The sequence below is a fragment of the Rhodopseudomonas sp. NSM genome, assembly GCF_052445935.1.
Taxonomy (GTDB): domain Bacteria; phylum Pseudomonadota; class Alphaproteobacteria; order Rhizobiales; family Xanthobacteraceae; genus Rhodopseudomonas.
Window position 1 is genome coordinate 474,412 of record NZ_JBQTCH010000003.1, and the last position, 14,203, is coordinate 488,614.

Genomic DNA, 14,203 nt, shown 5'->3' on the forward strand with positions numbered 1-14,203 from the left:
GCCATGTCCGATCTCATGGCCAGAGCATGACATCGCCCGGCGCCCTGCAGACGCCCGCAGGGAGCGTGTTCGTGTTCAACGTGTTCAGCGAGGACATGGACCGCTTCAGCGCCAACGGCACGCAGGTCGGCGGCAATCCGGCGATCGCGGCATGGAGTGCGGGGCCGACGCCGGCGAAGTACACGCCGGGTTGCCTGCAGGTGCCGCGAACGCTCAATCCGAGCGACGGGCCCGGGAAGTTCTTCAACGGCAGTAACGACATCAAGGTGAACTGGTCCGGCGAGATCGGCGCCTGCACGGTGCCGATCGACGGCGCCCAACATCCGCTGCTCGAGGACCTCGCGCTCTACGTGTTTCGCGGCAACTACTACCTGATCGATTCGGTCGGCGTTCTCATCGAGAGCGGGGCGATGCAGTTGACGGCGCGATAGCGCCGGGATCGCGGCATCGGCCGGCGTGGCAAAGGTGCATCATGGCGAATCGAACGCGTGCCCAGACCTCGTCATTGCAGTTCGAACTGGTGGTGCCCGGCGTCCCGCTGTATCTCGCCGCGGGCGCGACGCCGAAGACCGCGCCCAGCGTGTACTACGCGCTGGTCGGCGATCCCGAATCATTCCCCGACATACTGCCGTTGGACGACGCCTGGGCGGACTGGTCCGGCGGCTTCGTCTTCGTCGGAGCGGGCGCGGCGGTCGCCGATCCGAAGGACGTCGTTGCGGCGCTGAACGTGCGGCTGCAGCCGCAGGCGCCGATGCGGCAATGGGTGGTGTGGTCGAGCGACCTCACGCCGCAGCGGATCGCCGCGGCGCAATTCATTGCCATCGCCAAATCCGCCGGCGGCGGTAGCGGTCGGGTCAAACCAGGCTGCGCGATCACGTTCTGCGATCTGGCGTTGCAGATCAGCGCCGAGGTGATCGTCGCGCCCGCGTTGAGCGCCGATCCGCCGGCGCTGCAACTCGCAGCCAGCGGCAGCAGCGGCCTGGTGCTGCAACGCCAGGGCGCGGGCCAGGCGTCGCTGCCGCTGCCGAGCGATCAGCCGGTGGCGATGCCGATGGCCGGGCCGTCGCTGGGCACGTTCAGCTTCGCCTTCGCGCCGGATCGCGGCAGCTTCTTCGCGCTGTTCGCGCCCGAGGACGACAGCGAAACGCCGCCGGCGTCGGCGGAGATCCGGTTCTTCGCGGGGCCGGTGGAAATGCCGATTGCGATGCGGTTTCCGCTCTTGCTCGGCGCCTTTCCGGATCCGCGCGCGCCGGTGGCGGCGCAACTGCCGCTGCGGGTGACGATCGATCCGCTGCAGCCGACGAATGCGGCGCGCAGCCGTTTCGCGTTCGATCTCGACAAATACGGCGACGGCAAGCCGGTGCTGCCGCTCAGCGAGGCGATGCGCAGCACCGCGGGTGCGACGTTTCGTCTGACGCCGCAATCCGGTGCCGGCTTCAGCCTCGCGCGCAAGCCCGGCGCTGCGCCGCAGACGGCATACCTCACGCCGGCCGGCCGATATCTGGTTGCGACGTTGCCGAAGACCAGGGCAGGCGCGCCGATCGCCAATGATCCGATTGCCCTGATGTGCGGTCTGTTCGGCAGCGAGTTCCTGCTGATCGCGCAGAGCGACCTGCTCGATTTCCAGGGCGAGCGGCCGGGCTTCGCCGCGCACTATCCGCCCGAGATGCATATCGCCCGCGCCTGGGATGCAGCCGGGCCATTGTCCGAGGTCTACTCGACCAACTGGGTGCAGGTGATCCAGGGCGCGAACAGCGACAAGACCTTTCCCGGCACCATCAAGCAGAGCTTCTGTGCGCAGGCGGTCGACACAGTGTATTTCCAGAGCGCGCCGTCGGGCGGCGAGCCGTTTCCGATCGCGGTCGGCGCGCGGATCGCCGATCTGTCGGACCCGGACGCAGGGCAGGTGCTGCCGCTGGCGCCCTATGGCTATGTGTATTTCTCCGACCGGACGATCAGCAATCCGAACCCGGCCGTCAGCGCCGACGCGCTCACCAGCTTCGAGACTGCAGTGCTGTCGCCGGCGCGGTTCGCGGCGATCGCGGCGGATCGCTGCCTCGGGCCGCTGTTCTTCGACATGGCGACGCTGGAGCCGCTGAGCGGCGGCTACGTCCAGACCCCGCAGGGTCTGCTGGTCGGCCTCAACAGCGGGGCGATGACGTCGTCGACGCCGGCCGGGAGCTGGCAGCAATTGCTGCTGGCGCGCAGCCCGCAGCGGCCGGAGCAATGGCTGCGCTTCCGGCACGGCACGACGCCGTCGGGCTGCAGCGGCGGCATCGGGCCGTTCGATGTGGTCAGCCCGTATCTGTCGACAGCGCTGATGAATCCGGCGGCATTTCTGGTGATCGCCGATCCCGCTCACCTCGGCGCCTTCGACAATCTGCTGCAGCTCGGCGAATATCCGATCGAGATCGCGGTGTCGAATGCCGACGACGGGCCGTCGCTCGACGTCAATTGCGTGCTGGTGTTCAAGCTCGCGGCGGGGCGCTCCTTCGCCGACCTCGCCGCGGAGCCGTCGGGCTGGACCGATCCCGAGCTGTTCGCCGGCGCCGGCCGGGCCGAAACGATCTCGCGCCAGATCGTCGACTACATCCATCAGGCCAAGCTCGCGAGCGACGCGGCGCGCGCCGCGGGGGCTTACGATTATTTCGGCGATTTCGTCGCGCGCATGAACGATCCGAACTGGACCGGAATCATCGCGCTCGACGCGCCGTTGCGATTGCCCGAGCTGCCGGCCGACATCGCGATGCTGTTGTGCGGGATGCGGTCCGACAAGCCGCTGCGCTGTCATCATTTCGGCATCACCACCAACGCGCCGAAGCGGGCGGCGTCGGCGGACGGCGCCCTGAAGCACAGCTCGCTGTTCGGGCTGATCTACTACGACGACGCGTTCCAGACCCCGACCACACCGGTCGATTTCCAGACATTGTCGCTGAAGGCGCTGTTCGCCAACAGCCTGCTGGCGCATTTCGAGTCGCAGATCGCTTACTCGATCGCGACGCTGTTCGACGATCCGGTGACATTGTCCGTTGCCGGCCAGAACGATTTCCCCGCCACCAACACCATTGTCATCGACGGCGCGCTGCAGCAGCGCGACGGCGAGACCTCGGTGGTGTTCGTGACCAGCGAGCAGCGCGTCTTCACCTTCCCGGTCGATGGCGATCGCTATCGCGCCCTCGCGGCGCAGACCGTCACCAGCGCCGGGCTCGCGCCGCTGACGGAGGCGAGCGACGGCGTCGGCGGCGACGCGGGGCGAACGGTGTGGGCCGCGTTCACGCTCGACGGCGCGCTCGGCTTCAACACCGTGTCGGCGACTGCGCCGCGAGGTGACGATCCCGCGCCGATCGATCTGTTCTCCTACGGGCTCGACGACGACTATTCCGGCGGGCTCGGCTATTCCGGCTATGCGTTCACGATGACGAGCGTGGTGCCGGATCAAGGCCTCACCCCGCCGCCGACGATCGTGACCGATCTCGGCGGCGTGCTGCTCGACGCCGAGGCCAGCGCGCCGCGCGACCACAGCCTGATGGCGACGCTGCCGCTGAAGCTGCTCGGCTTCCGGCCGCAGGCGGAGTTCGCCGCCCTGAAAACCGTCACTGTCACCGGCGTCGGCCTCGACAGCGTCAGGCCGGTCTATGCGCTGGCGCTGCAGGTGATGATGGGCACGATGGGCGGCCTGACGTCACAGGCGCCGGTGGAAGGCGTGCTGCTGCTCGGCTGGGTGCCCGGCAAGACGCAAGCGGCCGCCGACCAGGTCGGGCTGCTGCTGGCGCCACCGCCGTCGATGAAGGATGGCAGCTTCCAGCTCCAGGGCGTGCTGCCGACGCAATACGGCGCGGTCGAGCTGTTGCGTCCCAAGCTCGCAGGCGACGACGTCTACGTGCTGATGCTGCGCGACGTACTGTTCGCGCTCGGCGCGTTTCCGCTCTACATCCCTTCGACCGGCGAGCGTTCGCTGACCTTCTTCGGCCTGCCGGCGGACGGCGGTGAAGGCCGCGACGCGGGCGATGACGAGGACGGCGGCATCAACCTCGCGTGGTTCCTCGGCGAGCCGGATCTGGCCGGCGCCGGAGCGTCATCCGCGCCTCCGCCATTGGCCGCCAATGAACAGCACCTCAGCGTCACCCCGACGGTCTACGTCGTGGCAGGCCTCAAGGTCGAATACGACATCCAGTCCAACGACGTCATTCCGATCATCATCTCGATGCTGTCGGAAGTGCCGCTGTCGACCAAGGCGGCGCTCGACGACATCGCGGACGGTTCGGCGCAGATCCCGGTGTCCTACGATCCCTCCGCCGGCGTCACCGTCGCGGTCGATCTCGAATTCACTCCGGTGACCTTCCAGTTCGTGTTCTCCGATCCCTATGTCTACGGCGCGCGGCTGTCGATCGGCGCGGCGCCGCCCGATCCGAAGGAGCGCACGTCTGGGCCGGTGGACTTGGTCGCAGCGAACCTCGCTGCGCCACCCGAAAAGAAAAAAGGCATCCTCTCCAGCCTGCGCGGCTTCGTGCTGGAAATCGCCTATCGCAAGATCAGCGACAATCTCGGCGCCTGGAGCGGGTCGTTCACCTGGACCCAGCCGATCGGCACCGACGACTACAACATCATGCTGCCGACGGTCGGACTGATCGTCTACACCAACAGCGATTTCCGGGTCGATATCGGCTGGCCCTTCGCGCCGGACGGGGCGGGGCTGGCGCAGCCGTTCTCGGTGTCGTTCTCGATCGAGGGCGTGCCGGTCGAGGCCGCCGGCGGCTTGTACTTCGCCAAGCTGCGTTCGGCCGACGCACCCGAAGAACTCGGCACCGACTTCGCGGTGATCTGGCGGTTCGGGCTCGGCCTGTCGTTCGGCATCGCCAAGGAGATCCACAAGGGCCCGATGTTCCTGAGCGCGGGGCTGATCGCCTTCGCCACCTTCGAGGGCTTTCTGGCCTCGACGCACGGCAAGATGACCGAGCAGGGCGTCGACTACAAATGGTTCGCCGGCCAGCTCGGCGTCGAGGCCTACTTCACCGGCGCGGTCGATCTGCGGATCATCTCGGCGGCGATCTCGATCAGCGCCACGCTGGTGCTGCAGGTCGCCTACGAGACCGCGCATTCGACGGTGATCCGGCTCGCCTTCAAGGTGTCGATCTACGTCGAATTCCGTATCGTCTTCATCCGGATCTCGTTCAGCTTCGACGCCGACCTCGACGTGTTCCCGCCGATCCATATCGGCAGCGGTCCGCCGGCGCTGATGATCGGCCCGACGCCGCCGACCGCGCGTCGCATCGAGGCGCGGCCGCCGCGCGTGCCGGCGCCTTCGTTCCGCATCCGCAAGGAGCTGCATCCAGCCATCACCGGGCGCTTCGCGACCGGCTCGCCGGGCGATGCGATCGCGATCACGCTGTACTTCACGCTGCAGCCCGCGGTGATCGACAGCACCACCGCGGCGATGCCGCAGGCGGTCGCGGGGCTGGCGATCAACCTGAAGCCGGCGTCGACGGCGCCGGACGATTTCTCCAATCTGTCGACCGCGCTCGGCCATTTTCTGCAGGTGAACTACGCGAAAGGTGCCACGCTGACCGAGCAGCTCGCCGCGATCGCGGCGAAGCTGGAGGACGGCGCCTTCGACGGCGCGGTCGGCAGCTTCCTGTCCGGCCTGAAATTCACCATCCTGCCGCAGGCGAGCCTGACCACGGCGGCAGACTTCGCGTTCTTCCCGATGCTGCCGCAACTGGCGCTGAGCTACAACGGCAGCCAGAATCTGTTCGATGCGCCGCCACTGCCGCCCGGTTACGCCGAGGCGCTGAAGCGCTATTTCGATCAGCTCGCGCAGGGAATGCCGCGCCAGCCGCTGGCGCGCGAGGCGGTTGCAGACAGCGCGTTCCCGACATCGGCGGCCGGGCTGATCTGCACCGACATGATCGTGCTGCTCGCCAAGCAGCTCGTCGCCAATCTGCAGGACATCGCCACGGCCGATCCCGATCTGAGCTTCGATCAGGCGCTGTCCGCGCTCGGCCCGGCCGGCTTCGCGCAGCTCGCCGGCTACATGTCGCGCTTCGCGCTGTACGGGTTGCGGCTGCCGGTGCCGGGCAGCGAGCCGTTCGGCAGCGCGCTGACGGCGATCTATCAGCTCACCGGCCAGCAGGTGGCTCTGGCGCAGCACGGCCAATGGGTCACCAGCTTCACGCTCGGCGTCGCGCCGGGCGAAGACGTCTCCGGCTGGATCGTGTTCGGCGCCGACGGCAAGGCGTCGTCGGTGACCGACGATCTCGGCGCCGGGCTGGTGCTGGACACGATGGTGCAGCCGTCCTGGCTGGGCGCCGGCGGCGGCTTCGTGCCGATGCCGCCGCTGAAGACCCAGCCGTGCCCGTATTACATCGCGCGGTCCTATCTCTGGACCCGCAATGACGGCCACATCGCCAATGTCCGGCCGATGGCCGATGCGCTGCTCACCCGGATGCGGCAGTTCTATGCGCTGGGCGGAAGCGGCGCGGTGGCGCGGCTGGCGCAAGAGCCGGGCGACGCGTTGCCAACAGCATTGAAGGCGATCGCCGGGCTGATCGTCGGGATGAGCCTGCGCCGGATCATTCCGCCGGGGCAGGACAAGCCGCTCGCGACCGTGTTCCGCCTGATCGGCGCCGACACCGGCACGCGCGATCTGCTCGACCGGCTGATCACCGCCGATGCGTGGACGGGAACGACGCTGTCGCTGCTGATCGCCAACGGGTCGAGCAGCTATGCGTCCTGCGCCAAGCCCGAGGCGGTGGTGCTGACCAAGGCCAATCTCTCGACCCTGAACGAGCCGCCGGCGCTGATGGCCACCGGCCAGCCGGCGCTGCGCGCGGCGGCGCAGCAGCCGCCGGTGTCGGCACGGCTCGCGGATGCCGCCGCGTTCGCGCTGCTGGTATGGGAAGTCTCGGTGGTCAATGCCGACGGCTTCTATCTGCACATCGACGGCGTCCCCGACAGCGCCTTCAGCACCGGCGATGCCCAGATCGCGTTGCTGATCTCCGCCGGCGCGCCGGACGTCGCGACGCCGTTGACGCCGTGGGCCAATTGCTTCGTGCTCGACAGCGTGCCCGAGGATAGCAAGGGACCGGTCGCCGCGACCGTGTCGGATTCCAGCGGCGCGTGGCAGACGACGACGCCGGGCAGCCTCGGCGGCAGCGTCGGCTTCTCGATCGACTGGCCGGCGCCGCCGGCGACGCCCGGCCTCGGCGCCAATCCGACGCCAGCCGAAAAGGCGGCCTATGCCGAGGCGCTGTACAGCCTGCTGCAATATCGGATCGACCAGATCGTCGCGCCGTCGCCGCGCGTCGCCGCGGCGATCGGCGCAGGCGTGACGCTGCCGACCAACTGGAGCATGCCGGTCGGCCCCAACCAGGCCGAGCGCGGCGCCGACTGGATCTTCAGCAACAGCGTCGCCGTCGCGGCGCTGCTCGGCCAGAGCAATCGCTACGCCGGGATCGGCTGCTCGGTCAGCTTCTCGATCCAGCTCCTCGACATCTACGGCAATGCGCTGCCGAAGCCATCAACCGTGTCGGTGCCGTTCGTCTACAACGACGTGCTGGTCGCGGTGGAAGCGTGGCCGGCGATCCGCTCCTACTACGCGTTCGGTGCATCAGGCAGCGCCGTCGAACTGACGCTGATGCTGGTGTTCGATCCGGCCAATCTCGGCGGCGGCGCGCTGTCGCCCGACGATCCGGTGACAATCGCCAGCGCGATCGGCAGCTACAGGCTCCTGCTCGACCAGCTCACCGATCCTTTGCAGCTCGCGAGCCCGGGTGCGGCAATCCAGATCGAGACCGTGCTGGCGGCGTCGCCGCTGATCACCACGACCGGCGGCGACAGCCTGCGCGCGGTGCTGACGGCCTTCGTCCGGTCGATCATCGCTTTTCTCGAAGCGCTGCTCGCCGGCCAGACTCCGGCGCCGCCGCCGCCGCTGCAGGCGCCGTTCGCGCTCGACAAAAGCTGGGTCGCCGAGCTGCCGTCGGACATCTTCGAACTCACCGTCGAACTGGTGTTCGCGCGCGCACCCGAGACGGTCGATCCCGCGATCGCCGCGGCGCTGCCGGCGGTGCAGATCACCCGGTCGTGGATCGCGGCGGCGGTGTCGCTGGCGCCGACCGGTGCCGGCGACGGCCCAGATCTGCAGCTCCTGGCGTTCGCGCAGGCGTTCGAAGCGGCGTGGGCCGGCTTCGATGGCAGCGACGGCGTGCTGAAGCTGGCGCAGGGCATCCAGGCCAACAATGCGCTGGCGCAGAAGCGGCGGCAGGCGCGGCTCGGCGCGGTGCGGGCGGCGCTCACCACTGCGGCGGCCGGCCAGACTGCGCAGGCGCCGCTTTGGTGCGTGCGGTTCGCGCGCTCCGCCGGCATCGCCGTCCAGTTCCCCAATGCCGGCGCATCGCCGTCGGCGGCGCAACTGCCGCTGAGCTGTGCCCCGCTGCCACTCTCCACCAGCCTGATTACTGCCACCGTCTCGGTTCGCGTCTACGACGCCAACGGCGGCGTCAAGGCCGATCAGGACGTGGTGTTCTCCGCCATCGACATGGACGTGTGGGCCGGGCAGTTCCTGTCCGCGGCGGACAGCCTGTTCGCGCCGCTGATGTCGAGTGCTGCGGCGACGCTCGATCCGGCCTGCTACGCCGATCTTGCGGCGAACAAGGAAACGCTGGCCGACCAGATTGCGACCGGCCTAGCCGCGGTGCTGCGCATTCCCGGCCAGAGCGTCGACCTCGCCGACGTGACCGAGCGGTTCCGGCAGGCGTTGCTGCAGAGCCTGAGCGCCGACTACGCGCTCGCCGCGGTGGTGCAGGTGCCGGCCGCGGTGACGCTCGCGGGGCAGGACGAGCCCGACGCGCCGCCGCAATTGTTCGGCAAGGTGCGCGATCCCAGCCTGTCGGCGGCGGCCGCGCAGGCGTTCACGCTGACGTCCGCGGACCTCGCGCTCGCCGAGGGCGACGAGCCGCTGATCTATCTCGCCTCGGCGCGCAATCCGGCGGCGCATGCCTGGCTCGATCTGCGCCCGGAATTCGACGTCGCCTTCCTCGAGCACGATTTCGATCCGGACCACAGGCGCTTCGGCTACGAGCCGTCGGCGTGGTTGAGCTTCATCGTGCCGGCCTTCGCGCCGGCCGGCGGCCGGCCGGTGCTGAATATGCCGATGGGCCGCAACGCCATCCCGGTGCCGCTGCGGCTGTTCCCGGCGATGCCGGCGATCGCCACCCAGGCCAGCGTGCTACCGGCGACGATCACCTCGATCGCCGAGGCGCTGCTGTGGAGCTACAGCTTCACCGTGTCGGCGCCAAGCGCGGCGCAGGACGAATTGACGCTGCTGGTGCTGCTGAACGATCCGCCGGCGCCGGGCCTCGGTCGCCGGCTGCAACGCACCGCGCATGCGGAGGCCGCCGGCGACGATCCGCCGCGGCCGCCGCCGACCGATCTGTTCGAGGCGCTGGCGCGGTTCTCGTTCGAATATCCGCAGATCGCGCCGTTCCTCGCGCAGGTGCCGGCCGCCGCGTTCGACGGCGCGCCACCGGAGGCGCCACGCAAGGCGCTGCAGCGTTTCGACGCGCTGATCGCAGGCGCGGCGTCGACCTGGGCAGCGTGGGTGCAGCATCCGCAGCAGGTGAGGGACGAGCGATTGGCTGCTCGCCTGCAGCGGTCGCAAGGCGTCGCCGGCGTGCCGCGCGCGACCTGGCGCTACGTGATCGATTTCAGCAGCCAGCCCGACCTGAAGGTCACCCGCGCGATTGATCAGACCACGACGACATTGCCGCCGTGGCCGCATATCGACGGCTTTGTCACGCCACCCCCGAGCAGCAAGCCGACCGACATCTACGCGTTGCAGCAGCGCAGCGATGCGCCCGGCGAATTGCGCGTGACGTTCCCGGATCTGTTCATGCTGGCGGCGCAGACCGCACATGTGATGGCCAATGTCGTGCGCAATGCCAATCTGGTACCCGACGGCATGCCGGCCGGCACTACCGTCGAGCCGGGTTTCGTCTACACCACGCCATGGACCGAACTCAAAGATCCGGTCGGCCCCGCGCAAACGGTGACGTCGCCGATCGTCGTCGGCAGCGGTGCGACAAATCTCTCCGCCGCGATCGATCAGATGCTGCAGCCCTTCGTCGCAGGTCCGGCCGTTCCCGGTGTGGATGCGACGACGATGCGGCTGCTGGTCAACGCCAACTACGCCTACACACTGGCGCAGGGCGGCACGGATCAGACGTTGCTCAGCCGCTCGGCGATCTTCCTCGGCGATCGCGACATCAGCTTGACGGTGACGCCCGCGGACCCGGCGAGCTTCGACCAGTTCAAGCGCGATCTGGTCGGCGCATTGACGCAGTGGCACGCCGAGGTCGCCCCGAGCGACCGCGGCGCGCGGCTGGAGTTTCTGCTCGATCTGTTTTCGCAGACCGGCGACAAGCAGGTCGCATTGCTCCGCCTGACCGATGTGCGCATTCCAGTGCCGGCGGCCGCGCCGGCGTGGTGGGAATGACGAAACAGCGCCGCGGAATTGTTGCGCCGCACAGATTTCATGTTGCGGTGCTCACCTTGTGTTGATGGCCGGCGGCGAAACCATCCGATGCTTGCGTGCGTTCCAGTGCAGCCTTAATCTTCAAGGCGTGACGACAGCTGCAATCCTCGGGAGGACCTCATGGCCTGGAAGAAGCCTGCGATCGTTGAAGTTTCCGTCGGCATGGAAATCAACATGTACGCCTGCGCGGTGCGCAAGTAATCGATCCGCAACGAGCGTGGGCGGCCGGCGCATCGACGCCGGCTGCTTTCGTTTAGTCCGGCACCGACGGCCTGGGGTCGCGGAGTCGACGGCAAGAGGCCGCAAGATCTCAATCTCAGCGGACATTGGAGGAACCCCATGCGCGTCGTCGTTCTCGGGGCGGCGGCTGGAGGCGGGGTCCCGCAGTGGAACTGCGGCTGCGCGGTCTGCCGCGCGGCATTTGCCGATCCAGCGCTTCGACGCACCCAGGCGTCGATCGCCCTCAGCGCCGATGGCGTGAACTGGTTCCTGATCAATGCTTCGCCGGATCTGCGCCAGCAGATTGTCGCGACGCCGCAGCTCCATCCGAAGCCCGGAGCGCTGCGCCACAGCCCGATCGCGGGCGTGATCCTCACCAATGGCGAGGTCGATGCGGTGGCGGGGCTGCTGTCGATGCGCGAAGGCTCGCCGTTCGCGATCTACGCCCACGCCAAGGTGCTCGCGATCCTGCAGGCCAACAGCATCTTCAACGTGCTCGACGAGAAACTGGTTCCGCGCCGACCGATCGAGACCGGTCGGCCGTTCGAGCCGATGCTGCCGGATGCGACGCCATCGGGCCTCGAAGTGGTTGCGTTCGCCGTGCCCGGCAAGGGCGCGTGGTATCTCGAAGGGCGACCGCATCCGGGCGGCGAGGCGGCGGACGGCGATACGCTCGGCCTGACCATCACCGACAAGTCCACGCGACAATCCATCCACGTCCTCACCGCCTGTGCGCGGGTCACCGACGACCTGAAGGCACGGCTCGCCGGCGCGCCGCTGCTGCTGTTCGACGGCACGGTGTGGCGCGACGACGAACTGATCGCCGCCGGCCTCGGCGCCAAAACCGGGCAGGCGATGGGCCACATTGCGATGTCGGGCGCAGACGGCGCCATCGCCGCACTCGACTGCCTCGGCATTGCGCAAAAACTGTTCGTGCATATCAATAACTCCAATCCGGCGCTGCTCTGCGACTCCGCCGAGCGCGCGGCGGTGGAGCGCGCGGGCTGGCAGATCCCGGCCGACGGCACGGAGGTGGCGCTGTGAATGCGATGACCGCGTTTTCGATCAACAGCGCAGCGCCGCTCGCGAATGCCGACGAACTGGAAGCCGCCCTGCGGCAGATCGGTGTCGCGCGCTATCACAATCTGCATCCGTTTCACCGGCTGCTGCACGGCGGCAAGCTGAACAAGGGGCAGGTGCAGGCCTGGGCGCTGAATCGCTACTACTACCAGAGCACGATCCCGATCAAAGACGCGGTGGTGATCTCGCGCTTCCGCGACCGCGCCACGCGGGTCGAATGGCGGCACCGGATCGAGGATCACGACGGAGACATCGGCAGCGAGGGCGGCATCGAGCGCTGGCTGAAACTCACCGAGGGGCTCGGCCTCGACAGCGAGTATGTCGAATCGACGCAAGGCATTCTGCCGGCGACGCGGTTCGCGGTGGATGCCTATGTGCATTTCGTCCGCGACCGCACGCCGCTGGAGGCGATCGCGTCGTCGCTGACCGAGCTGTTCGCGCCGAACCTGCACGAGGAGCGGATCGCCGGCATGCTGGCGCATTACGACTTCGTCAATCCGGAGATCATGAGCTACTTCAAGCGCCGGCTGACGCAGGCGCCGCGCGACGCCGAGTTCGCGCTCGACTACGTCAAGCGCCACGCCACCACGCCGGCGGAACGCGAAGCGGTGTGCAATGCGCTGATCTTCAAGACCAACGTGCTGTGGGCGCAGCTCGACGCGCTGCATCACGCCTATGTCGACGGCCACGTCCCGCCCGGCGCCTTCGTGCCGCAGGGCGGGTGAGGGCAGGGCGATGGCGTCGCGCCACATCAGCGTCAACGAACAGAGCCGGCCGGTGCTGCCGCGCCACGCCAAATTGCGTTTCGATGAAACAAGGCAGCGCTGGGTGATCCTCGCGCCCGAACGCGTGCTGGCGCCGGACGATATCGCGGTGGAGATCCTGCAGCTCTGCGACGGCACGCGTGACGTCGCGGCGATCATCAATGCGTTGGCGGCGAACTACACCGCCGACCGCGCCGAGATCGGCGCCGACGTCGTCGCGATGCTGCAGGACCTCGCCGACAAGGGGTTTCTCACCGAGGCGCGGGAGGCTGCGCCATGAGCGCCGTGAACGAGACCCATCACCAAGTCGATGGCGTCGCGGCGCTGGAGTCGCGCGGCTCCGTCGCCGAGAGCTTCGGGATTCCGCTCGCGGTGCTGCTGGAAGTGACGCATCGCTGCCCGCTGCAATGTCCGTATTGCTCCAATCCCGTCGAGCTCGAGCGCGGCGGCGCGGAGCTTACGACCGACGAATGGAAGCGCGTGCTGAGCGAACTCGCCACCATCGGCGTGCTGCAGGTGCATTTCTCCGGCGGCGAGCCCACGGCGCGGAAGGACCTCGTCGAACTGGTGCGGCACGCGACCGACGTCGGGCTCTACACCAATCTGATCACCTCGGCGGTGCTGCTGCCGCGCGAGCGCCTCGCGGCGCTGGCGGATGCCGGGCTGTGCCACGTCCAGATCAGCTTCCAGGGAAATGAGCCGGCCGTTGCGGACCGGGTCGGCGGATTTGCCGGCGGCCATGCCAGGAAGCTCGAGGTCGCCCGCTGGACCCGCGAGCTCGATCTGCCGCTCACCGTCAACGCGGTGATGCACCGGCAGAACCTGCATCAATTGCCGGACATCATCGCGATGGCGGTGGCGCTCGACGCCGACCGGCTCGAAGTCGCCAATGTGCAGTATTACGGCTGGGCGCTGAAGAACCGCGCCGCGCTGATGCCGACGCTGCAGCAGATCGAGGATTGCACGGCGATCGTGGAGGCCGCGCAGTCGCGGTTGAAGGGGCAGCTCGCGATCGACTACGTCGTGCCGGACTACTACGCGCTGCGACCGAAGACATGCATGGGCGGCTGGGGCCGGCAGTTCTTCAACATCTCGCCGAGCGGCAAGGTGCTGCCGTGCCACGCCGCCGAGACCATCACCGGGCTCGCCTTCGACTCGGTGCGCGGCGGGCGCTCGATCGCGGAGATCTGGCGCGATTCCGAGGCGCTGAACCGCTATCGCGGCACCTCGTGGATGCAGCAGCCCTGCGCGAGCTGCGCCTTCAAGGAGATTGATTTCGGCGGCTGCCGCTGCCAGGCCTTCGCGCTCGCCGGCGACGCCACCGCAACCGATCCGGCCTGCGCCCTGTCGCCGCTGCACGAGCGGATCTTCAGGACGGCCGAGGCGGAGGCGGAGGCCGGCGGCGACAAGTTCGTGTATCGCAATTTCGCCGGCGGCACGGCGGAGGGTGCGTAGCACCACCTCACCACGTCATTCCGGGGCGCGCGCAGCGCGAACCCGGAATCTCTTCGCGATACATCCCCTCGTTGTCATTCCGGGGCGCCGCGCAGCGGCGAACCCGGAATCCATAGCCCCTGGAGTCGATGCTTTTCTTCGGCCTGACAACGACTGG

General features: G+C 68.4%; 7 protein-coding genes. All 7 read left to right on the forward strand.

What is annotated here, in order from left to right:
• The first annotated feature begins 26 nt into the window (after positions 1 to 26).
• The 7 genes from ACTZWT_RS10580 to pqqE all read left to right on the forward strand — a co-directional run bounded on the left by ACTZWT_RS10580 (position 27) and on the right by pqqE (position 14,046).
• Positions 27 to 431 (forward strand): hypothetical protein, encoded by a 405-nt coding sequence (locus ACTZWT_RS10580; protein ID WP_444769628.1) that lies wholly within the window; start codon positions 27 to 29, stop codon positions 429 to 431.
• A 41-nt stretch (positions 432 to 472) separates the two neighbouring features.
• A complete protein-coding gene (locus ACTZWT_RS10585) occupies positions 473 to 10,489 on the forward strand; it encodes a hypothetical protein (RefSeq protein WP_444769629.1) in 10,017 nt (3,338 codons plus the stop codon).
• A 159-nt stretch (positions 10,490 to 10,648) separates the two neighbouring features.
• Entirely contained in the window at positions 10,649 to 10,729 is an 81-nt protein-coding gene (pqqA, locus tag ACTZWT_RS10590; protein ID WP_041798311.1) for a pyrroloquinoline quinone precursor peptide PqqA, read from the forward strand.
• Between the two features lie 138 nt (positions 10,730 to 10,867).
• Entirely contained in the window at positions 10,868 to 11,791 is a 924-nt protein-coding gene (gene pqqB, locus ACTZWT_RS10595; RefSeq protein ID WP_444769630.1) for a pyrroloquinoline quinone biosynthesis protein PqqB, read from the forward strand.
• Complete coding sequence (gene pqqC, locus ACTZWT_RS10600) at positions 11,788 to 12,552, forward strand: pyrroloquinoline-quinone synthase PqqC (protein ID WP_444769631.1); 765 nt, start codon at positions 11,788 to 11,790, stop codon at positions 12,550 to 12,552. Before pqqB ends, pqqC begins: the two co-directional genes overlap by 4 nt.
• 10 nt (positions 12,553 to 12,562) lie before the next feature.
• Positions 12,563 to 12,871 (forward strand): pyrroloquinoline quinone biosynthesis peptide chaperone PqqD, encoded by a 309-nt coding sequence (gene pqqD / locus ACTZWT_RS10605; protein WP_444769632.1) that lies wholly within the window; start codon positions 12,563 to 12,565, stop codon positions 12,869 to 12,871.
• Positions 12,868 to 14,046, forward strand: coding sequence for a pyrroloquinoline quinone biosynthesis protein PqqE (gene pqqE / locus ACTZWT_RS10610; protein ID WP_444769633.1), 1,179 nt, complete (start codon positions 12,868 to 12,870; stop codon positions 14,044 to 14,046). The genes pqqD and pqqE overlap by 4 nt, the downstream gene beginning before the upstream one ends.
• The last annotated feature ends 157 nt before the right edge of the window (positions 14,047 to 14,203 follow it).